Below are 21018 nucleotides of genomic sequence, written 5' to 3' on the forward strand. Positions count from 1 at the left end.
TGACATCCTGTCAGCCCTGCAGCACATGGGGTACGCCTCAAGACTCTCGCAAAAAAAACCACCGGTCTACTGTCATAACTGCCAGAGGAAAAGCGCGCGTTCCCGCGTCAGCCAAGGCTTACGCAGGAGCGCCGTTCAGTTTTTTAGAGATGCGCAGCAGGCACTGCGGTCGCAGGCGTGGGGACCTTGAGCTGTTTGAGTTGAGCCTTGATTGGCGTCGTCGCGCATTTGGCCGTGGCTTGCCCAGGCGTCAGGTTGCGGATCGAGGTGTAGAACAGTTCGCAGGTTTTAACTGCCTGGGCCACTTGCCAGGTCTGGGTGCAACTTCTCAGTTCAATGTCTGGATTGCTGTCGAGGTCGCGGCCCATGGCGGCCTGCCAGCATGCGGCACTCAAGTCCTGGCCCATGACTTTCAGGCCCGCTGCGTCGGCCTGGGCCTGGGCATCTTTACCGGTGTAGCTTTCCGGGTCGGCGGCGTACCAGATGTAGCTCGGGTGGTTGGAACCCAGCACCGGCACTTTCACCCCGTCCTTCGGACTGATGGTTGCCAGGCCCAGCACGTTTACGGTCGGCCCGTATTGCTGCTTGATCCAGTTACGCACCGGCGCACCGAACGCGACCATCGGCAACGTGGCACCGCTGGCGTTCTGGCTGACTTCCTTGACCATGGTGGTCTGGTAGTCCTTGAAGTAGTCGTAGACGCCTTCCAGATCCTTGCCTGCGTTGGAGGGCGCGGCGATCGGCGCGATGTCGATGATGGTCTGGAAAGCCGGCGTCTGTTCGGCAGGGATGCCGTTGATCGTCAGCAGCGTGGCCCAACGATCGGTGGTCTTGGACTCCAGATAGTCCTGGGCCTGAGTCAGCGAGTAATCCGGCGGGAAGTGCAGCAACTCGACACTTCTGCGGTTCTCCAGGGCCATGCCCAGCGGCAGGAACAAGTACCAGCTGTAAGCCCACTTGCCGTCGGCATTCAGCTTGCTGGCGCCGGTATAAGCCAGATCGCCGGCATCGAGCAGCGCTGCCAACGGCTTTTCATAGCCCTTGGGCACACCGGTGATTGCGGCATAGAGCTGATTGTTATCGGTTTTGACCTGCACCTTCGCATCGCTGTAACCATCGCGCTGCACGCTTTGCGTCAGGTAATGCTCGACGGTTTGCTCCAGCGTCCAGTTGCGAAAGCAGATCACGTTGCAATTGTTGGGGTAAGCGAACAGCCGGGTGACGCGCTCGGTGCTGCCCAGTTTCAGATCGGCATCCGCCTGGGCGGCGGTGCTCAGGGTCAGGGCGGCAAGGGTGAGTGCTGCGAGTTTGAACATGCTCAGATCCTTTTCAGCGTGTGGGCCCTCGAGAACGGGCGAAGACATACTGAAACAGAAGAGGCCGAACGAGAAGTAGGGGCCGATAGAAATATCGGCCCCTTTTTGCATTACGGCATCACCGGCGCCGTATACGTCAGCGTCGTCCCCAATGCCCACAGCAGAAACAGCACCAGCGGCGTATGCACCAGCAGTTGCACGAACGAGAAGCCAATCAAGTCCCGCGCCTTCAAACCCAGCACGCCCAGCAGCGGCAGCATGTAGAACGGGTTGATCAGGTTCGGCAGGGCTTCGGCGGCGTTGTAGATCTGCACGGCCCAGCCCAGGTGGTAGTTCAGGTCGGTGGCCACTTGCATCACGTACGGCGCTTCGATGATCCACTTGCCGCCGCCCGACGGGATAAAGAAGCCGAGGATCGCCGAGTACACGCCCATCAGCAGCGCATAGGTGTCGTGGGACGCGATTTGTACGAAAAAGGTCGAGATGTGGTGCGCAAGAGTCTGCGCGTCAGTGCCTTTGACCGTGGTCATCAGCGCGGCGATCGAGCCGTACAACGGGAACTGGATCAGCACGCCGGTGGTGGTCGGCACCGCGCGGGACACCGCATCGAGGAAACTGCGCGGACGCCAGTGCAACAAGGCTCCGAGCATGATGAACAGGAAGTTGTAGGTGTTCAGCCCGGAAATCGCACTGATCGCCGGTTTGGTCGAGAACTCGTGGAACAGCCACCCGGCCGCCAGCAGCACCAGCAGAATCGTCAGCAGCGGGCTGTGTTCCAGCCACTCGCCGGGGCGAGTGCGCGGTTGCAGCGGTGGCAGGTTGAAGCTCGGGTCGATGCCGCAGGCTTTGGCATCGCGGGCCGAGTTCGGGCCCGGGGCGGTGGCGTAGGCAATGATCAGCGAGATCACGATCAGCGCCAGCAACATGACGCCGGACTGCCAGAGAAAGATGGTTTGCGTGAACGGTATCACCCCGGTGATCGACAGAATCGATGGCGGCAAACTGGCCGGGTTGGCCTGCAACTGCGCGGCGGACGACGAGAGGCCCAGGGCCCACACCGCGCCAAGGCCCAGGTAGGCGGCAGCACCGGCGGCGCGATAATCCATTTTCAGGTCGACGCGGCGGGCTAGGGCGCGCACCAACAAGCCGCCGAACACCAGCGACAAGCCCCAGTTCAGCAGCGACGCGACCATGGAAATCAGCGCCACCCACGCCACGGCGGAGCGGCCGTTCTTGGGGATGCGCGCCAGACGGTCGATCAGCTTGACGGCGGGCGGCGAGCTGGCGACTACATAACCACCGATTACCACGAACGCCATCTGCATGGTGAACGGGATCAGGCTCCAGAACCCGTCACCGAAGGCCATCGCGGCATCGGTGGGTTTGGCGCCCATGAACAGAGTGGCCACGGCGACGATAATCACCGCCAGCGCAGCAAACACCCAGGAATCAGGAAACCAGCGTTCGGCAAAACTTGAACAGCGCAGGGCAAAGCGGGCGGAGCGGGTATCTTCGATATCAGCGGCCACGGGAGTACCTCGAATTTTTATGATTGTTGTGGTCTTCAGGGCCGTAGAGGCCTAACGCCGTTTTTATTGTAGGAGCGAGCCTGCTCGCGATAGTCGTAAACGATGACGCGTGTTTACTGATTAAACGCGGCGTTCTCGAGTCCATCGCGAGCAGGCTCGTTCCTACAGTTTTTGATCGGCACTGGCTACAACGCCCGTCTGGACAGGCGTCAACAGTAAATCAATCGGTCACGATTTGTGACGAAGTTTCACCCATACGGGACTATGGTCTAACGGGTTGTCCGCTGGCGCGTTTGCGTAGACCATGGGCGCCTTGGTTTTTTGCCCATGCCAGAGTTCTTTTGATGACTGCCCTTAACGATTCGCGCCCGGCACCGTTCAGCCGCTCGGACTACAAGACCCTTGGCCTTGCGGCCCTCGGCGGCGCGCTGGAAATCTACGATTTCATCATTTTCGTGTTTTTCGCCCTGACCCTCAGTCAGCTGTTCTTCCCGCCGGAAATGCCCGAATGGCTGCGCCTTCTGCAAAGTTTCGGGATTTTTGTCACCGGTTACCTGGCGCGGCCGTTGGGCGGGATTCTGATGGCGCATTTCGCCGACCGGCTGGGGCGCAAGAAAGTCTTCAGCCTGAGCATTCTGATGATGGCGCTGCCGTGCCTGCTGATCGGCATCATGCCGACCTACGCCCAGATCGGTTATTTCGCACCCTTGCTGCTGTTGGTCCTGCGGGTACTGCAAGGCGCGGCGGTGGGCGGGGAAGTGCCAAGCGCCTGGGTGTTCGTCGCCGAGCACGCGCCGGCCGGGCATCGCGGTTATGCACTGGGTTTCCTTCAAGCCGGGCTGACCTTTGGCTACTTGATCGGCGCGCTGACAGCGACCTTTCTGGCGCAGGCGTTCACCCCGGCGGAGATCCTCGATTTCGCATGGCGTTACCCGTTCCTGCTGGGCGGCGTATTTGGCGTGATAGGCGTCTGGCTGCGCCGCTGGCTCAATGAAACTCCGGTGTTCATGGCGATGCAGGCGAAGCGTGATGCCGCCGTCGAACTGCCACTGCGCACGGTCCTGCGTGAGCATCGCCTGGCCATTTTGCCGGCGATGATCCTCACCTGCGTGCTGACTTCAGCCGTGGTGGTGTTTGTGGTCATCACCCCGACCATGATGCAGAAAACCTTCGGCATGACCGCCAGCCACACCTTTGGCCTGAGCGCATTGGGCATCGTGTTCCTGAACATCGGCTGCGTGCTCGCCGGTTTGCTCGTCGACCGTATCGGCGCCTGGCGCACCGTGATGCTGTACAGCCTGCTGCTGCCGCTGGGCATCGGCGTGCTTTATACCTGCCTGATCATCGGCGGCAACTGGATCGGTCTGGCGTATGCGATTGCCGGCCTGAGTTGTGGCGTGGTCGGCGCGGTGCCGTCGGTGATGGTCAGCCTGTTCCCGGCGCGGATTCGCGTCTCGGGGATTTCCTTCACGTACAACATTGCCTACGCCGCGTGGGCGAGTATCACGCCGCTGTTGCTGATTGGTCTGATGCCATGGAGCCCTTGGATCTGCGTGATTTTCTGCGCGGTGATGGGCGCAGTGGGCGTGAGCAGCGCGCTGTATTTCGGCGCGCGTACGCCGAACACAGGCACTTGCCCGGCGGCTGGCGCCATCTAATTGAAGGTGGCGCTGCGTCCATGACAACTATTTTTGTAGGACAACCCTGAAACACTCTTCAGAAAACATCCCCAAGGCCGATGGCTAGGCTGCATGCCGCTTTCTATCTCTGTCCATCGGTGCTTTCCCATGTTCAACAAACGCTTGAAGCAAGAGTTGTCGGCTCTTCGCGAAGAACTCTCCAGCCTTCAGCAAGTGAAGGAAAGTCTGGAAAGCGAGATGCTGGTCCTGACGCTGGATCCCGACGGGCGGATTCAATCGGTCAATCAGAATTTTCTCAGCGAGATGCTCTACAAGAGCCACGACCTGATCGATCGTCCTATCGAAGACATCGTTCCGGTTCACGTGAAGTCCGACGAATTCCATCACCGCTTCAAGGCTGCGCTGACCCGAGGCGAGCACTTTGCCGGTGCGGTGCGCTTGTTGCGTGGCGATGGCCAAGAGGCCTGGTTGCGTTCGATTGTGCAGCCGGTGCGCTCCGCGGACGGGCGGATCAAGCATTTCTCGATTTACTCCAGTGACCTGACCCGCACGATCGAGGCATCCCGTGAACACGAGAACCTGATCGGCGCGCTGGTGCGCTCGACGGCGGTGATCGAGTTCGACCTCGCTGGCAACGTGCTGACAGCCAATGACCGCTTCCTCAACGGTATGGGTTACAGCCTGGCGCAGATAAAGGGCAAACATCACCGTACCTTCTGTGATGCGCAGGAGTACAACAGCACCGAATATCAGGACTTCTGGCGTCGCCTGAATTCCGGCGAGTTCGTCGCCGGCCGCTTCAAGCGCATCGACAGCCACGGGCGTACGGTCTGGCTGGAGGCGTCCTACAACCCGGTGGTCGACGCCAATAACAAACTCTACAAAGTGGTGAAGTTCGCCACGGTGATTACCGATCAGGTCAATCAGGAGCAGGCCGTCGCTGAAGCGGCGAACATTGCCTACGGCACCTCGCAGCAAACCGATCAAAGCGCCCAGCGCGGCACGGCCGTAGTGACGCAAGCGGTGAACGTGATGCGCGACCTGGCCAAGCACATGCAAACGGCCGGCGAGGGCATCGAGGCCTTGAACGAGCAGTCGCTGGTGATCGGCACCATCGTCAAAACCATCAGCGGCATCGCCGAACAGACCAACCTGCTGGCACTTAACGCGGCGATCGAAGCCGCCCGTGCCGGTGAGCAGGGTCGTGGTTTTGCCGTGGTTGCGGACGAGGTCCGGCAATTGGCTTCGCGCACCAGTCAGGCCACCGATGAAATTGTCCTGGTGGTGCGTCAGAACCAGGACATGGCGCGTAACGCGGTGTCGTTGATGACTGATGGCAAAACTCAGGCGGAGCAGGGGCTGGCGCTGGCGGCAGAGGCGGGTACGGTGATTGTCGAGATTCAGGACGGCGCGCAGAAAGTGGTGAACGCGGTCGGGCAGTTTGCCAACCAGCTAACGACTTGATGCTGCGAACCGGGCGGATATCGCTACAATCGGCTCTTTTCCCAGGAGCAGATCCCATGAGCGCTTCCCATCGCCGTCCGGTTCCCTTGTCCAAGGCTTATCGCCTGCTCAACCACGGGCCGACCGTGCTGGTCAGCGCGGCTCATGACGGGCAGCGCAACATCATGGCGGCGGCCTGGGCCATGCCACTGGATTTCGAACCGCCGAAAATTGCCGTGGTGCTGGACAAGTCCACCTGGACCCGGCACCTGCTGGAAGCGTCGGGCACATTCGTGTTGAACGTACCCTGTGCTGCCCAGGCCGATATCGCGCAAACCGTCGGCTCGACCTCGGGCCTGGAGCTGACTCAAGGCCAGGGCCGGGACAAGTTCCAGACCTATGGCTTGCAGACCTTCAGCGGCGAGTTGATCGACGCGCCGATGCTCGAAGGTTGCGTGGCCTGGCTCGAATGCCGGTTGCTGCCGGAACCGAACAACCACCAACAATACGATCTGTTCCTGGCCGAAGTGATTGCGGCCCAGGCGGACGAGCGCGTGTTCAGCGACGGTCGCTGGCACTTCGAGGGGCACGATGCGTTGCGCACCTTGCACCACGTGGCGGGCGGGCATTTCCTGACCATCGGTGATCCGGTGGACGGCAAAGCCTTGCAGCCGTAAGACTTCAGACCCAGAGGTCATTCTCCGCCGTGCGTTCGCCACCCTTGTCGCCGGTGTTCAACACGCCCCGGGGTTCGATCAGCAGGAGTTTCACCTCTTGCTCGGCGAACGGCTTGTGCTCGACGCCCTTGGACACCACGTACATTTCGCCGGCGTTCACCAGCACGTGACCATCACGGAAATCGATGCGCAACTGGCCTTCGAGCACGATGAAGGCTTCGTCGGTATCGAGGTGGTCGTGCCAGATGAAATCCCCCAGCAGCTTCACCACCTTGAACTGATAGTCGTTCATTTCGGCAATGACGCGCGGTGTCCAGTGCGAGTCGATTCGTGAGATTTTTTCGGCGAAGTTCAGGCTTTCGTAAGCTTTCATGAAGCAGCACTCGTGGTTGATCGTAGAACCACGGTAACCAGCGCAACGGCGCGCTTCTTGTACGATTGTGCGTGGCTCAGCGCCGGTGCATTTTCATCCAGCGCGCCGGCGACAAACCGTAGGTTTTGCTGAACTGGCGGGTCATGTGGCTCTGATCGGTGAAGCCGGCGATCAGCGCGGCACTGACCAGCGACTGGCCCTGAATCAGCAGCGAACGGACCAGGTCCAGGCGACGCATGGTCAGGTATCGATAAGGGCTGGTGCCGAACAACAGGCGAAAGTCCCGTGACAGGCTCCAGCGATCCCGACCGCTGTGGTGCGCCAGTTCTTCCAGGGTCACGGTGCGATCCAGGGCGCTGTGCATGTACTCCCGCGCGCGTTCCGCTGCCACATAGTCGAAGCTTGGGCGCGTGGTGGTCACTCCGCCCACAGTGTTCAAGGCTTGCGCCAGATCGAACAGCGCGTCCTGTTCTTCCAGCGGTTCGAGCGGGCAATCGAGACTGCGCAGCAGCACTTCGGTGGCGGCGAACAGGCGTGGGTCGGTCGACAGTCCGTTCTTGATGAACGGCAGCGGTTGACCGCCGAGCATCTGCTGGATCAGCGCCGGTTCGATGTACATCATCCGGTAGTGGAACCCGCTCTCGGTCCCGGCCTCGCCATCGTGGACTTCGTCCGGGTGCAGCACCATCGTCCCGCCGGGCAGGCTGTGGCGCCAGGCGCCGCGATACTGATAACTCTGCACGCCGGCCAGGGTGTGACCGATGGCGTAGGTGTCGTGGCGGTGCAAGTCGTAGCCATGACCTGCAAAAAACGCTTCGAAACGCTGCAGGCCGGAAACGTCGGGCGCGCGGTGGAACCAGTCATTGCGAGGCGGTTGTCGAGCCATGGTGATCGTTATCTTGAGCTTGATGCAGAACACGTTAGCTCAGTGACCGGTCGTCTGTCTGCTGGCGGATAGAAGGTCTCGCGTGAGTAGAAAACCGAGTGCAAATGTTGCAATGTGTTGCGCATCCTCTGCAGCCAAGAAGGCGACCCACATTATGGAAATATCCCACCTGAGCTACGCCGCTCCGTTGTTGTCGCTGGCGCTGTTGTGGACGGTTGCGGTGGTGACGCCGGGGCCGAACTTCTTCAACATCGCGCAATTGGCTGCCAGTCAATCCAAGCGTCACGGCGTGGTGGCTGCGCTGGGCGTGGCCACCGGCACGGTGCTATGGGGGCTGGCGGGTGGGCTGGGCATCAAATCGCTGTTCAGCGCGGCGCCGACGCTTTACCTGAGCTTCAAGATTGCCGGTGGTTGTTACCTGATCTATCTCGGCTTGAAGCAGTTCAAGCGCAAACCGCCGATTACTGCGGGCGACAGCCGCTTGCTTGACGGCGCGAGGCGCACATTGTGGTCGGTGTATGGCCAGGGTTTTCTGGGCAACATGACCAACCCAAAATCCGCACTGTTCGTGGCGACGATCTTCGCGACCGCCATGCCCGCGACGGTGCCCCCGACATTGCTGGCGCTGGCCGTATTGACCATGGCGACGTTGTCGTTCAGTTGGTATTGCAGCGTGGCGCTGGTTTTCTCCAGCCGTCGGATGGCGCGGGTGTACGACCGTTCGCGCCAATGGCTGGATCGCTTTGCCGGCAGTTGCTACCTGTTGTTCGGTGCGCATCTGGTGGCCAGTCGCTGAGGAGTTCTGAATGAGCAAACTGCGGGTAGGCATTATTTTTGGCGGCCGTTCGGCGGAGCACGAAGTGTCGCTGCAATCGGCGAAAAACATCGTCGACGCGCTGGATCGTTCGCGCTTCGATCCGGTGTTGATCGGTATCGACAAACAGGGGCATTGGCACCTCAATGATCCGTCGAACTTCCTGTTGAACCAGGAAAACCCGGCGCTGATCGCCCTCAATCAATCCAACCGCGAACTCGCCGTGGTGCCGGGTAAAACCAGTCAGCAATTGGTGGAGACATCCAGCCAGGAGCTGTTGGGCCACGTTGATGTGATCTTCCCGATCGTCCACGGCACGCTGGGTGAAGACGGTTGCCTGCAAGGGTTGCTGCGCATGGCCGATCTGCCGTTTGTCGGCTCCGATGTGCTGGGCTCTGCGGTGTGCATGGACAAGGACATCAGCAAGCGCCTGCTGCGCGATGCCGGGTTGGCGGTGACACCATTTGTGACCCTGACCCGTGCAACCGCCAAGCGCACCGGGTTCGCCGAGGTCCGGGGCAAACTCGGGCTGCCGCTGTTCGTCAAACCGGCGAATCAGGGCTCTTCGGTGGGCGTGAGCAAGGTCAACGATGAAGCCGAGTACACGGCAGCGCTCGAATTGGCCTTGGATTTCGATGAGAAAGTACTGGTCGAATCTGCCGTCAGCGGTCGGGAGATCGAATGCGCGGTGCTCGGTAACGAAGATGCTATCGCCAGTGGTTGTGGCGAAATCGTCGTGCGCAGCGGGTTTTATTCCTACGACAGCAAGTACATCGACGCACAGGCCGCGCAAGTGGTGGTTCCGGCTGACATCAGCACCGAAGCCAGCGAACGCATTCGTGCCCTGGCCGTCGAGGCGTTTCAGGTGCTCGGCTGCTCCGGGCTGGCGCGGGTCGATGTATTCCTGACGGACAGCGGTGAAGTGCTGATCAACGAGATCAACTCGCTGCCCGGTTTCACCCGCATCAGCATGTACCCCAAGCTGTGGCAGGCCACGGGCATGACGTACAGCGAGCTGGTCAGTCGTCTGATCGAGCTGGCGCTGGAGAAGCACAAGGCGCGGCAGGTGTTGAAGATTTCTCGTTAGTTTGCGTGCGATTGTTCAGGCTCAGCCTCTCAAGCGACGTATTTCCCTGTAGGAGCTGGCTTGCCAGCGAAGATCGTCAACGATAACGCGTGCTATCTGAATGACCGCGTTCTCCAGACGTTTTTCGCGAGCAAGCTCGCTCCTGCAACGGATTCAGGAGCATCCGGCTTTCAGTACTGCGCAGGACTCAATCCCCCAACGCTTCCCCCTCCCGACGCGGATCCGCTCCACCCGCCAGCGAAACCTTCCCCTGCGCATCCCTGACCCGGAGAATCGCCTGCGTCCCGCTGGTCATGTCGATTTCGCTCACGTTGTGCCCCTTGTCCTTCAGCGCCTGAATCAGCCCGGCGCTGAACTGCCCGCGTTCCAGTTCGGTCGGGCCGTTGCGGCTGCCGAAGTTGGGCAGGTTGATGGCGGTTTGCGGGTCGAGATTCCAGTCGAGCAGGCCGAGGGTGGATTTGGCCACGTACTCGATGATTTGCGAGCCGCCGGGAGAGCCGATGGTGGCGAGGAATTCACCGCTCTGGCGGTCGAAGATCAGGGTCGGCGCCATGGACGAGCGCGGGCGTTTGCCGGGTTCGACGCGGTTGGCGACCTTTTGCCCGTTTTCTTCGGGGATGAACGAGAAGTCGGTCATCTGGTTGTTGAGCAGAAAGCCCTGGACCATCAGGTGTGAGCCGAACGCGGATTCGACCGTGGTGGTCATCGACACTGCACCGCCCTGGTCATCGACCGCCACCACCTGAGAGGTGGAAATGCGCAGTGGCGAGCGGTCCGGCGCGTAGGCGACCTGAATGCCCGGCGGCGTGCCGGGTTTGGCCGTGCCCATGCTGCGATCACCGATCAGGGCGGCGCGGCTGGCCAGATAGGTCGGGTCCACCAGGCCTTTGACCGGGACGGGCACGAAGTCGCTGTCGGCGACGTACTGTGCACGGTCGGCGTAGGCGAGGCGCTCGGCTTCGGAGATCAGGTGCACGGCTTCAGGGGCCGGTTCGATGCCGGCGGGTTGGGCACTTTTGACTGGCTTCAGTGGCGCCAGGGCATAACGCGGGTCGCGGGCTTCCAGCGCCTGCAATGTGCCGAGAATCTGCGCCACGGCGATTCCGCCCGACGACGGTGGCGGCATGCCGCAGACTTGCCAGCGTTTGTAATCGGTGCACAGCGGCGCGCGTTCTTTGGCGGTGTAGACGTTGAGGTCGTTCAGCGACAGCGTGCCAGGGTTGGTGTGGCCCTGAACCTTGGCGACGATTTCCTGCGCGATGGGGCCTTTGTACAGCGCATCGGGACCTTCCTTGGCGATGCGTTTGAACACGGCGGCCAGTGCCGGATTCTTCAGTGAGGTGCCAACAGCTTTCGGGCTGCCATCCGCGTTCAGGAAGTACGCCATCATGTCCGGCGAGCGTTGCATGGACGAATCCGAAGCAATCAACTGATGCAGGCGCGGCGAGATAGCGAAGCCTTGTTCCGCGAGTTTGATCGCCGGCTCGAACAGCTGTGCCCAGGGCAGGCGACCGTGTTTTTGATGGGCCAGTTCCAGCGCCCGCAACACGCCCGGCGTGCCGACCGAACGACCGCCAATCTGCGCCTGAGTGAACGGCATCGGTTTGCCATCGGCCTGCAGGAACAGCTTCTCGGTGGCGCCGGCCGGCGCGGTTTCGCGACCGTCGTACGTGCGCACGGTTTTGCCATCCCATAACACGATCAATGCGCCACCACCGATACCCGACGATTGCGGCTCGACCAGCGTCAGCACTGCTTGCATCGCAATCGCCGCATCGATCGCCGAACCGCCCTGACGCAGCATCGCCCGTCCGGCTTCGGCGGCGAGTGGGTTGGCTGCTGCTGCCATGTGTTTCGAGGCGTGGCGGGTTTGCAGGTCGGTGCGATAGCCCGAGGCGGTTTCCGGTGCGACCGGTAAGGTCGAGGAGGGCGGGGCACTGCACGCCGCGAGGATTAATGCACTGGCAATCAGCGAAAGGGCTGACAGGCGATAGCGGCTCAAATGAAGAGGTGAGAACACGCGGGGCACTCCGTCCGTGGGAAAAGTTCAGGGGACTTTATCGGCCGACAGGAAGCGACGCAAACCACAGGACGTTTTGTCCTTCATCCATTGATGGAATTTCTGTAGGGTCGAGGGCAACAGGCAGGCCAGAAAACAAACAAGAGGCAGACATGCAGACCGACTTTCCCACCCAGCCCGGCTATCGCACCCAGCGTGAACAATTTCTGGCCGCGGCGACCACGGCTGGCGCGACGCTGACTGAGTACCCGCACCCGCTCAAAGGGCCGTTCGGTGAGCCGTTGAGCACCGATGTGGCGGTGCTCGGAGATACGGGCGCCAAACGCTTGCTGATCGCGTTGAGCGGCACTCACGGGGTCGAAGGTTTCTATGGTTCGGGCTGTCAGATCAAATGGATGCAGGAATTGGGCAAGCGTTCACTGCCGGCCGATGTCGCCGTGGTGTTCGTTCATCTGATCAATCCCTGGGGCACGGCGTGGTTGCGCCGGGTCAACGAAGACAACATCGACCTGAACCGCAATCACCTGAACTTTGAACATCCTCTGCCGGATAACCGGGCCTACGCCGCGTTGCATGAAATCTATGCCTGCACTGAGTTGACAGGCCCCGAGCGTGATCGCGCCGATGCGCTGCTCAACCAGCAGATCCACGATCATGGCTGGCCGGCGGTGATGTCGATTGTCGAGGGCGGCCAGCACAGTCATCCCGATGGTCTGTTCTATGGCGGGCGGGCACCGGCCTGGTCGAACCGTACGCTGCACCAGATCCTGCAAAAGCATGTCGCCCACGCCGAGGTCGCGATGTGCTTTGACCTGCACACCGGCGCCGGGGAGTACGGCCATCCGATGTTGCTGACCATCACCGAGTCGGCTTACCCGGCGTTGCCAGAGGCGCAGGCCATTTACGGGCCATGGCTCTACACGCTACTGACCGGCGCCGATACGCTGAGCGAAACCGGCGTGGCCGCGACGGCAACCGGCTACACCTCGCAGGCGCTGATCGATGCGTTGCCACAGGTGCGACTGATGCCCTTCGTGATTGAGTGCGGGACGTATCCGGGGGCAGAGGTTCATCGTCATCTGCGCGATGATCATTGGCTGCATCTGCACGGCAATCCCGGCGATGCAGTGGGGCGCGAGATAAAACTGAATCTGCTGGAGCAGTTCTATCCTGCCGACAGCGACTGGCAGGCGATGGTCTGGTTGCGTACGTGGCAGATATGGGAGCGGGGGTTGTCGGCGCTGGCGGCGATGCGTTCCTGACAGGCGTTGTGGTCCGGCTGAGGTTTTGTGGTGCCTGTGAGGCCGCCATCGCCAGCAAGCCGGCTCCTACACGGACATGTGTCGTGCGCAAACTCTTCGGCCAACACAAAACCTGTAGGAGCTGGCTTGCCGGTGATGGCGTGCTCGCAGTCGATACAAGGCTCGAGGCCCTCATCGCCGGCAAGCCGGGCTCCTACAGGTTTTGTGTTGGCCAAAGAATCCGTGCACTTTTCTCCGGGCATAAAAAAACGGCCTACCTTTCGGTAAGCCGTTTTTAGTACTTGGTGGCTACACAGGGACTTGAACCCCGGACCCCAGCATTATGAATGCTATGCTCTAACCAACTGAGCTATGTAGCCAAGTGGCGCGCATTATTCACCGGTAATGCAGATGCGTCAAGCGTAAATCTAAAATATTTCTCTACACTTTCAACCGCTTATCCACCTGAGCCGAAAAACCGGACCGGGGGAGGGCGTCAACCGAGCTGGAATCTCCCGGTATTGGCACTCAGGGCCTTGCTGCCCTGGCTCAAGGTGTCCGCCGCCAGGTTCACCGCCCGCGCGCCTTCGAGCAAGCGGACAGCTGCCTGATCGACCTGCTGGATGTTGCCGCTGACTTCGTCGGCAGTGGTCGCTTGCTCGTCGACCGCCGTGGCAATTTGCGCCAACGTGTCGGTGACGCTCTGCACGGCACTGGCGATTTCCCCCAGTCGTTCGCCGAGGCCAGTGACTGCTTGCGCATCGGATTGCGCCTGGCCACAGGCGGCTTCCATCAGGCTCACGGCTTCGTTCACCGTGTTGCGCAGGCTGTCGACGGTGCCGGCGATCTGCGCGGTGGACGATTGGGTGCGCTGCGACAGGCTGCGCACTTCATCGGCCACCACCGCAAAGCCACGGCCCTGTTCACCGGCACGTGCGGCCTCGATAGCGGCGTTGAGCGCCAACAGGTTGGTCTGCTCGGCGACACCGCGAATGGTGTCGACCACCAACTGAATCTGCTGTCCTTGTTCGCTGACCCGTCCGAGTGCGGCCGCCGTGTCGTTCAAGCGCTGGTTGAGCTGCTGGATGCTCGCCGTTGTGCGCTGGCTGTCACGGCTGCTGTCGGCTGCGATGCGCTGGGTATGCTGAGCGCTGCCGGAGGCCTGTTCGCAACTCTGGGCAACCCCTTGGGAAGTGGCGGCCAATTGCGTTGCCGCTGCCGCGATCTGACTGATCTGCAATTGCTGCGCCTCGACCTCGCCCAAGGCACCACTGGAATGGTGATTGAGCGTGCGCACCGCGTTACTCAGCTGCAAGGTTTCGTGATCGACCCCCAACAGACTGTTGCGCAGTTGCACCACCGCGACGTTGAGCGCGGTGCTGATCGCCGCCAGTTCGTCGCGGCCTTCAACCGGCACTTGCAGGCTCAGATTGCCGTCGCGCAAAGCTTCGGCCAGCAGCGTGATGCCGCTGGCGCTGCGACGGATCGAGGCCTGCAAGCAGATGAACAGGTACAACGCGGCCAGCAGCAGGCAGCCAAAGATCACGGCCACCAGAATGAACTGGCGGATCGCCGAGCCATGGTAGTAATCCAGACGCTGATCCAGCGAAACCAACGACTGCTGGCGTAGCGAAGCGAGGTCGGTGAGCAGGCTGTCCAGGCTGCGTTCGAACTCCTCTGGTTTGAGTTTGATGCTGCCGCCAAACACGCCGTCATCGAGGACTTTCAGCTCGGCGTCGAGGTGTTTGAGGTTGTCATGGTACTGCCCGGCCCACGCCTGCAAGGCACTGGGCAGGCGCGCTTCCAGCAGGCCTGCGGTTTTGACAAGCTGCTCGCGGGCGTCGCCGATGCGGCTGCGCAGGTCGCGCAGTTGCAGGCGGCTTTGCAGGGTGAATTGCCCCGACACCACCGACGCCTGGCCGACGCTGGCCAGACGGCCGACGCGCTCGATCAGGTCCGGCGCGTGTTGCGTCGAGATCTGCGTCAGCAGGTAGGTTTCCAGCCACGGCGCGAGGGTCAGGCGATTGTCCATGGCGATCTGCTCGCGCAGGGCCTGGAGGGCACTCAAGGCGTTAGTGAAACGGTCGTAACCGTCCGGCCACCAGCCGACGCTGCTCAGGCTTTTCGAATCGAGGCCGTTGAGCGCGGTTTGCAGCGCTTGGTAGCGAGTGAGGGTTTCGCCCTCGGCGCCTTCGTTTTGCAACGCGTTGCCAAGGTCCGTGGTGGCTTGCGCGACCGCCGGCTGAACGGCATCGAACGCCGCCATCGCGGCGAGGGTGGCCGGTGTCGGTTGGCGATTGGTCTCGGTGGCACGCCAGCGCGCGGCGCGATCACGCTGGGCGGCGAGCAGGTTATCCAGCGCATCCAGCGCGAGCAGTTGCCGAACCCCGGCACGTTCGCCGGAAATCAGGTTCAGTTTGGCGCGATAGTCCTGGCCGATCATCAGCAGGCTACCCGCCAGTGGCAGGATAAACAGCAGAAACAACAACTGAAATTTACGGGCGAAGCCGAAACGCCCCAGCAACCCGATCCCCGGAGATAAAAAAGCCTGCATGCCCCATGACTCCTCTGGACACCACGCACCAATGGCGTGCGTCGAGGTCGTTGCGACCGCGACTCGTGTCCTTTTTAAAGGCCTCGAAAGTTCACCCTCGCCAGCTCTGTAGGCCGACTCTGTAGCGAAACTTCCCATTCTCGGTGCCCTTTGTAAGGGCGCCGCGTTGAAGCGGATAACAAGGCAAGATTCAGACCATGGCGTTGCGCTATTACTTGTGGAAATTAGTTCGTTAGCTGGCTAAGGGGATGGCGCTGCTGCACTGAAAAATGGCACATTGACGCACCTGCCCGTGTGCATCCATCTGTTGTACGGAAACTCCCATGGCTATCAGCAATGCCCAGACCGGCGCGACGCCGGCATCCGCGACGTCACAAAGCAGCCCTCTGGTCATGCGCATCATCGGCGCCGTGGCGCTGGCGCATTTGATCAACGACCTGATTCAGTCGGTGCTGCCGTCGATCTACCCGATGCTCAAGGCCAACTACGGCCTGACCTTCACCCAGGTCGGCCTAATTACCCTGACCTTTCAACTGACGGCCTCGCTGTTGCAACCGTGGGTCGGTTACCACACCGATCGTCATCCCAAGCCCTGGCTGCTTCCGGCCGGTACGGTGTGTACGTTGATTGGTATTTTGATGATGTCGGTGGTCGGCAGCTTTCCGATGATCCTGCTGGCGGCCGGGCTGATCGGCATTGGTTCCTCGACCTTTCACCCGGAAGCTTCCCGCGTGGCGCGACTGGCTTCGGGCGGGCGCTTCGGTCTGGCGCAATCGACGTTCCAGGTGGGCGGTAACGCGGGTTCGGCCTTTGGCCCATTGCTGGCGGCGGCGATCATCATCCCGTTCGGCCAGGGCCATGTGGCGTGGTTCGGCTTGTTCGCAGTGTTTGCGCTGTTCGTGCTCTACCGGATCAGTCGTTGGTACGCCAATCACTTGAACCTGTTCAAGCTCAAGCAAGGTCAGGCCGCCACTCATGGCTTGTCGAAGGGCAGGGTCACCAGTGCGCTGGTGGTGCTGGGGCTGCTGGTGTTCTCCAAGTATTTCTACATGGCCAGTCTGACCAGTTACTTCACCTTTTACCTGATCGAGAAATTCGACCTCTCGGTGGCCAGTTCGCAGCTGCATCTGTTCCTGTTTCTGGGGGCGGTGGCGGCGGGGACTTTCTTCGGCGGGCCGATTGGCGACAAGATCGGGCGTAAGGCGGTGATCTGGTTTTCGATCCTTGGGGTTGCGCCGTTCACCCTGATCCTGCCGCATGTTGATTTGTTCTGGACCAGCATTCTGAGCGTGGTGATTGGCTTCATCCTGGCCTCGGCATTCTCGGCCATTGTGGTTTATGCACAGGAATTGGTGCCGGGTAATGTCGGGATGATTGCCGGGGTGTTCTTCGGGCTGATGTTCGGTTTCGGCGGGATTGGCGCGGCGTTGCTGGGGCATCTGGCGGACGTGCACGGCATCGAATACGTGTACTTCCTGTGCTCGTTCCTGCCGTTGTTGGGCGTGTTGGCGATCTTCCTGCCAAGAACCAAAAAGGCCTGACCCCACACCAATCCAATGTAGGAGCCGGCTTGCTGCGGGCGGCGTTCCGACGATGAACGATCACGCGGACTGGCTGGTTAACCGCGGTGTCTGGATCGTCGGAACGCCGCCCGCAGCAAGCCGGCTCCTACAGGATTGCGGTGAACGGGATTTCAGGCACAAAAAAGCCGCGTATCAAACGCGGCTTTTTCTTGGGCGGGTGTTTTTACACGTTGAAGCGGAAGTGCATCACGTCGCCGTCTTTCACGATGTAGTCCTTGCCTTCCAGACGCCATTTACCGGCTTCTTTGGTGCCGGCTTCGCCCTTGTACTGGATGAAGTCGTCGTAGGCGATGACTTCGGCGCGGATGAAGCCTTTTTCGAAGTCGGTGTGGATCACGCCAGCGGCTTGCGGTGCGGTGGCACCAACGCGGACGGTCCAGGCGCGGACTTCTTCGACACCGGCGGTGAAGTAGGTCTGCAGGTGCAGCATTTCGTAGCCGGCGCGGATCACGCGGTTCAGGCCAGGCTCTTCGAGGCCCAGGGCTTCGAGGAACATGTCTTTCTCTTCGCCGTCATCCAGCTCGGCGATTTCCGCTTCGATCTTGTTGCACACCGGAACAACCATGGCGCCTTCTTCTTCGGCGATGGCACGGACCACGTCCAGGTGCGGGTTGTTTTCGAAACCGTCTTCAGCGACGTTAGCGATGTACATGACCGGTTTGGTGGTCAGCAGGTGGAAGCCCTTGATCACCGCTTTCTCGTCGGTGCCCATGTTCTTCATCAGGCTGCGCGCTGGCTTGCCTTCGGTGAAGTGAGCGATCAGTTGCTCCAGCAAGCCTTTCTGGACCACTGCGTCCTTGTCACCGCCCTTGGCGTTGCGCGCGACTTTCTGCAGTTGCTTCTCGCAGCTGTCGAGGTCAGCGAAGATCAGTTCCAGGTCGATGATTTCGATGTCGCGTTTCGGGTCGACGCTGTTGGAAACGTGAATCACGTTCTCGTCTTCGAAGCAGCGGACCACGTGGGCGATGGCATCGGTCTCACGGATGTTGGCGAGGAATTTGTTGCCCAGGCCTTCACCTTTCGAGGCGCCGGCAACGAGGCCCGCGATGTCGACGAATTCCATGGTGGTCGGCAGGATGCGCTTTGGTTTGACGATGGCCGCCAAGGCGTCCAGGCGCGGATCCGGCATCGGCACGATACCGCTGTTCGGCTCGATGGTGCAGAAGGGGAAGTTCTCGGCCGCGATCCCGGATTTGGTCAGGGCGTTGAACAGGGTGGACTTACCGACGTTAGGCAGGCCGACGATGCCGCAATTGAATCCCATGGTGTTTTCCCCGAGGAGTAGAGTCAGGCCTTCTGGCTGTGCAGGTTTTTCATCGCGCGGTTCCATTCTCCGGCGAGGATATCCGGCAGCACGCCGAGGGCAAAGTCGATGCTGGCATCGAGTTTTTCCTGTTCGGCGCGAGGCGCACGACCCAGGACGAAATTTGAAACCATACTGGCTACGCCCGGATGGCCAATGCCAAGCCGCAAGCGGTAGAAGGTATTCTGATTGCCCAGTTGCGCGATGATGTCGCGCAACCCGTTGTGACCGCCATGGCCGCCGCCCTGTTTGAGTTTGGCAACGCCCGGTGGCAGGTCGAGTTCGTCATGCGCCACGAGGATTTCTTCAGGCTTGATGCGGAAGAATCCGGCGAGTGCCGCCACGGCCTGGCCGCTGCGGTTCATGTACGTGGTGGGAATCAGCAGACGAACATCCTGACCCTGATGCGAATAGCGCCCGGTCAGGCCGAAATATTTGCGGTCCGCCACAAGGTTGACGCCTTGTGCGTTCGCGATGCGCTCAACAAAAAGGGCCCCTGCGTTATGCCGGGTCTGTTCGTATTCAGCGCCTGGATTTCCCAGGCCAACGATCAGTTTGATGGCAGTCACGATAGGGGCCCTTCTTTGGAGTGGTGGATAACATCGCCGCAATCCGGGTGTGCGGCGAAAGTGGACGACAAGTGCTCATTTACCATTATGTAAACTCCGCGTTCTCGCCCGCTTTCTCGCTACGTTCCAGTCCGCGATGTTACCGGGTCACTCCGGCATCACAGAGTGAATTACTCTGCAGCGCCTTCAGCAGCTTCTGGAGCAACACGTGGAGCGTGGACGTTGGCAACAGCCTTGTCATCGCCGTGTGCCAGAGCAACAAACTCAACGCCTTTAGGGGCTTTGAGGTCGGACAGGTGAATGATCGAACCGATTTCGGCGTTAGCCAGGTCGACTTCGATGAATTCAGGCAGGTCTTTTGGCAGGCAGGTCACTTCGATTTCAGCAACAACGTGCGAAATCTCGCCGCCTTTCTTCGCTGGTGCTTCTTCGTTGATGAAGTGCACTGGAACGATAGCGGTCAGCTTTTGGCCGGCAACTACGCGTACGAAGTCAGCGTGCATCACGTGGCCTTTGGCCGGGTGACGCTGCAGAGCTTTGATGATTACGTTTTGCTTGGTGCCACCAACGTTCAGCTCGATGATGTGGCTGTAAGCCGCTTCGTTTTCGAGCAGTTTGGCAACTTCTTTAGCCAGCATGCTGATGGATTCAGGGGCTTTTTCGCCACCGTAAACTACAGCTGGTACCAGGCTTGCGAGACGACGCAGGCGGCGGCTCGCACCTTTCCCCAGGTCGGAACGCACTTCAGCATTCAGAGTAAAATCGTTCATGTTGTATCTCCAAAATAACCACATTCGCCCCAGCGTTTGCGACCAGCGCTAAAGGCGATATGGGCAAAAAAGCCCCGCCCCGACAGGAATGCCGGGGCGGGGCGCTTTTCGTCAACGAGCTGTTCGAGAAGGGCAGGGCCCTTAACGGAACATCGCGCTGATCGATTCTTCATTGCTGATGCGGCGGACCGCTTCAGCAACAACCGGCGCGATATCCAGTTGACGGATACGCGAGCAGGCTTGAGCAGCAGCGGACAACGGGATGGTGTTAGTCACCACCAGTTCGTCCAGCATGGAATTTTCAATGTTTTCGATCGCCCGACCGGACAGCACAGGGTGTGTGCAGTAGGCGAAAACCTTGGCAGCGCCATGCTCTTTCAAAGCCTTTGCCGCGTGGCACAGAGTGCCGGCGGTATCGACCATGTCATCGACCAGAATACAGGTACGCCCTTCGACATCACCGATGATGTGCATCACTTCAGAGTGATTGGCTTTCTCACGGCGTTTGTCGATGATCCCGAGATCCACGCCCAGGGATTTGGCAACAGCACGTGCACGCACGACGCCGCCAATGTCCGGGGACACGATCATCAGGTTTTCGAAGCGCTGATCTTCAATGTCATCCACCAGAACGGGGGAGCCGTAGATGTTATCTACCGGAATATCGAAGAAACCCTGGATTTGGTCAGCATGCAGATCAACCGTGAGAACACGGTCGATGCCGACTACGGTAAGCATGTCAGCAACGACTTTCGCGCTGATAGCCACACGTGCGGAACGCGGACGGCGATCCTGACGGGCATAACCAAAGTAAGGAATAACAGCAGTAATACGAGTAGCCGAGGAGCGGCGGAAGGCATCAGCCATCACTACCAGTTCCATCAGGTTATCGTTGGTCGGAGCGCAAGTCGGCTGAATAATGAAGACATCTTTACCGCGGACGTTTTCATTGATCTCGGCTGTAATCTCGCCGTCGGAAAACTTACCGACAGAGATGTCACCGAGAGGGATATGCAGCTGACGTACGACACGCCGAGCCAGATCGGGGTTAGCATTCCCCGTAAAGACCATCATCTTGGACACGCGCAGTACCTAGAGGCTGAGGGTAACCTGGATGAGTATAGAAAATGGCAGGGGCGGCTGGATTCGAACCAACGCATGGCAGGATCAAAACCTGCTGCCTTACCGCTTGGCGACGCCCCTGTATCTGTTG

General features: G+C 60.4%; 16 protein-coding genes, 2 tRNA genes and 2 pseudogenes. 8 read left to right on the forward strand and 12 right to left on the reverse strand.

Annotated features, from left to right (window positions below):
- Positions 1 to 143: 143 nt before the first annotated feature.
- Both IB254_RS20615 and IB254_RS20620 read right to left on the reverse strand, forming a co-directional pair.
- Positions 144 to 1316: a hypothetical protein gene (locus IB254_RS20615; protein ID WP_192419136.1), complete on the reverse strand. Its 1173-nt coding sequence runs from the start codon at positions 1314 to 1316 to the stop codon at positions 144 to 146.
- A 110-nt stretch (positions 1317 to 1426) separates the two neighbouring features.
- Positions 1427 to 2845, reverse strand: coding sequence for a short-chain fatty acid transporter (locus IB254_RS20620; RefSeq protein ID WP_008037184.1), 1419 nt, complete (start codon positions 2843 to 2845; stop codon positions 1427 to 1429).
- 344 nt (positions 2846 to 3189) lie between these two features.
- On the opposite strand from IB254_RS20620, the gene IB254_RS20625 reads away from it, so the two are divergent.
- The 4 genes and pseudogenes from IB254_RS20625 to IB254_RS20635 all read left to right on the forward strand — a co-directional run bounded on the left by IB254_RS20625 (position 3190) and on the right by IB254_RS20635 (position 6605).
- Positions 3190 to 4503 (forward strand): MFS transporter, encoded by a 1314-nt coding sequence (locus tag IB254_RS20625; protein ID WP_192419138.1) that lies wholly within the window; start codon positions 3190 to 3192, stop codon positions 4501 to 4503.
- A gap of 219 nt (positions 4504 to 4722) precedes the next feature.
- Positions 4723 to 5361: pseudogene (locus IB254_RS29950) on the forward strand (PAS domain-containing protein); the annotation flags it as partial.
- A gap of 153 nt (positions 5362 to 5514) precedes the next feature.
- Positions 5515 to 5949, forward strand: a pseudogene (locus tag IB254_RS29955) (methyl-accepting chemotaxis protein); the annotation flags it as partial.
- A gap of 56 nt (positions 5950 to 6005) precedes the next feature.
- Positions 6006 to 6605, forward strand: a complete 600-nt coding sequence (locus tag IB254_RS20635; protein ID WP_008025833.1) for a flavin reductase family protein — start codon at positions 6006 to 6008, stop codon at positions 6603 to 6605.
- 4 nt (positions 6606 to 6609) lie between these two features.
- On the opposite strand, the gene IB254_RS20640 is transcribed toward IB254_RS20635, so the two are convergent.
- Together IB254_RS20640 and IB254_RS20645 are read right to left on the reverse strand one after the other, a co-directional pair.
- Positions 6610 to 6978, reverse strand: a complete 369-nt coding sequence (locus IB254_RS20640) for a cupin domain-containing protein (RefSeq protein WP_008037195.1) — start codon at positions 6976 to 6978, stop codon at positions 6610 to 6612.
- Between the two features lie 76 nt (positions 6979 to 7054).
- Positions 7055 to 7864, reverse strand: coding sequence for an AraC family transcriptional regulator (locus IB254_RS20645; RefSeq protein ID WP_192419142.1), 810 nt, complete (start codon positions 7862 to 7864; stop codon positions 7055 to 7057).
- Between the two features lie 154 nt (positions 7865 to 8018).
- Here IB254_RS20645 and IB254_RS20650 point away from each other — a divergent pair, with 154 nt between their 5' ends.
- Entirely contained in the window at positions 8019 to 8660 is a 642-nt protein-coding gene (locus tag IB254_RS20650; protein WP_192419144.1) for a LysE family translocator, read from the forward strand.
- A gap of 10 nt (positions 8661 to 8670) precedes the next feature.
- Positions 8671 to 9765 (forward strand): D-alanine--D-alanine ligase, encoded by a 1095-nt coding sequence (ddlA, locus tag IB254_RS20655; protein WP_192419146.1) that lies wholly within the window; start codon positions 8671 to 8673, stop codon positions 9763 to 9765.
- 187 nt (positions 9766 to 9952) lie between these two features.
- Here ddlA and ggt read toward each other — a convergent pair whose 3' ends face one another.
- Positions 9953 to 11785 carry a gamma-glutamyltransferase gene (gene ggt, locus IB254_RS20660; protein WP_192419148.1) on the reverse strand — a complete coding sequence of 611 codons (1833 nt, stop codon included), beginning with the start codon at positions 11783 to 11785 and terminating at the stop codon, positions 9953 to 9955.
- 152 nt (positions 11786 to 11937) lie between these two features.
- On the opposite strand from ggt, the gene IB254_RS20665 reads away from it, so the two are divergent.
- Complete coding sequence (locus IB254_RS20665) at positions 11938 to 13047, forward strand: DUF2817 domain-containing protein (RefSeq protein WP_192419150.1); 1110 nt, start codon at positions 11938 to 11940, stop codon at positions 13045 to 13047.
- 282 nt (positions 13048 to 13329) lie between these two features.
- On the opposite strand, the gene IB254_RS20670 is transcribed toward IB254_RS20665, so the two are convergent.
- Both IB254_RS20670 and IB254_RS20675 read right to left on the reverse strand, forming a co-directional pair.
- A tRNA-Met gene (locus IB254_RS20670) sits at positions 13330 to 13406 on the reverse strand.
- A 116-nt stretch (positions 13407 to 13522) separates the two neighbouring features.
- A complete protein-coding gene (locus tag IB254_RS20675) occupies positions 13523 to 15718 on the reverse strand; it encodes a methyl-accepting chemotaxis protein (RefSeq protein WP_412548229.1) in 2196 nt (731 codons plus the stop codon).
- A 185-nt stretch (positions 15719 to 15903) separates the two neighbouring features.
- Here IB254_RS20675 and IB254_RS20680 point away from each other — a divergent pair, with 185 nt between their 5' ends.
- Entirely contained in the window at positions 15904 to 17121 is a 1218-nt protein-coding gene (locus tag IB254_RS20680; protein ID WP_008025846.1) for an MFS transporter, read from the forward strand.
- A 205-nt stretch (positions 17122 to 17326) separates the two neighbouring features.
- Here IB254_RS20680 and ychF read toward each other — a convergent pair whose 3' ends face one another.
- The 5 genes from ychF to IB254_RS20705 form a co-directional block, all read right to left on the reverse strand.
- The gene (gene ychF, locus IB254_RS20685; RefSeq protein ID WP_192419152.1) at positions 17327 to 18427 is read right to left on the reverse strand and encodes a redox-regulated ATPase YchF; all 1101 of its coding nucleotides are present in this window, start codon (positions 18425 to 18427) and stop codon (positions 17327 to 17329) included.
- 23 nt (positions 18428 to 18450) lie between these two features.
- Positions 18451 to 19035: an aminoacyl-tRNA hydrolase gene (gene pth / locus IB254_RS20690; protein ID WP_008037207.1), complete on the reverse strand. Its 585-nt coding sequence runs from the start codon at positions 19033 to 19035 to the stop codon at positions 18451 to 18453.
- A 170-nt stretch (positions 19036 to 19205) separates the two neighbouring features.
- Positions 19206 to 19805, reverse strand: a complete 600-nt coding sequence (locus IB254_RS20695; RefSeq protein WP_008025849.1) for a 50S ribosomal protein L25/general stress protein Ctc — start codon at positions 19803 to 19805, stop codon at positions 19206 to 19208.
- 141 nt (positions 19806 to 19946) lie between these two features.
- The gene (locus IB254_RS20700; protein WP_003208392.1) at positions 19947 to 20888 is read right to left on the reverse strand and encodes a ribose-phosphate pyrophosphokinase; all 942 of its coding nucleotides are present in this window, start codon (positions 20886 to 20888) and stop codon (positions 19947 to 19949) included.
- 45 nt (positions 20889 to 20933) lie between these two features.
- Positions 20934 to 21008 (reverse strand) — tRNA-Gln (locus IB254_RS20705).
- Positions 21009 to 21018: the final 10 nt, after the last annotated feature.

Source organism: Pseudomonas sp. PDM03 (genome assembly GCF_014852385.1).
Lineage (GTDB): Bacteria > Pseudomonadota > Gammaproteobacteria > Pseudomonadales > Pseudomonadaceae > Aquipseudomonas > Aquipseudomonas migulae.

Excerpts from the sequence above, each read along its gene's own strand:
- IB254_RS20615 (WP_192419136.1), bottom strand. The coding sequence starts at position 1,316 with ATGTTCAAACTCGCAGCACTCACCCTTGCCGCCCTGACCCTGAGCACC.
- IB254_RS20625 (WP_192419138.1), top strand. The coding sequence starts at position 3,190 with ATGACTGCCCTTAACGATTCGCGCCCGGCACCGTTCAGCCGCTCGGAC.
- IB254_RS20635 (WP_008025833.1), top strand. The coding sequence starts at position 6,006 with ATGAGCGCTTCCCATCGCCGTCCGGTTCCCTTGTCCAAGGCTTATCGC.
- IB254_RS20640 (WP_008037195.1), bottom strand. The coding sequence starts at position 6,978 with ATGAAAGCTTACGAAAGCCTGAACTTCGCCGAAAAAATCTCACGAATC.
- IB254_RS20645 (WP_192419142.1), bottom strand. The coding sequence starts at position 7,864 with ATGGCTCGACAACCGCCTCGCAATGACTGGTTCCACCGCGCGCCCGAC.
- IB254_RS20650 (WP_192419144.1), top strand. The coding sequence starts at position 8,019 with ATGGAAATATCCCACCTGAGCTACGCCGCTCCGTTGTTGTCGCTGGCG.
- ddlA (WP_192419146.1), top strand. The coding sequence starts at position 8,671 with ATGAGCAAACTGCGGGTAGGCATTATTTTTGGCGGCCGTTCGGCGGAG.
- IB254_RS20665 (WP_192419150.1), top strand. The coding sequence starts at position 11,938 with ATGCAGACCGACTTTCCCACCCAGCCCGGCTATCGCACCCAGCGTGAA.
- IB254_RS20675 (WP_412548229.1), bottom strand. The coding sequence starts at position 15,718 with ATGGGAAGTTTCGCTACAGAGTCGGCCTACAGAGCTGGCGAGGGTGAA.
- IB254_RS20680 (WP_008025846.1), top strand. The coding sequence starts at position 15,904 with ATGGCTATCAGCAATGCCCAGACCGGCGCGACGCCGGCATCCGCGACG.
- ychF (WP_192419152.1), bottom strand. The coding sequence starts at position 18,427 with ATGGGATTCAATTGCGGCATCGTCGGCCTGCCTAACGTCGGTAAGTCC.
- IB254_RS20695 (WP_008025849.1), bottom strand. The coding sequence starts at position 19,805 with ATGAACGATTTTACTCTGAATGCTGAAGTGCGTTCCGACCTGGGGAAA.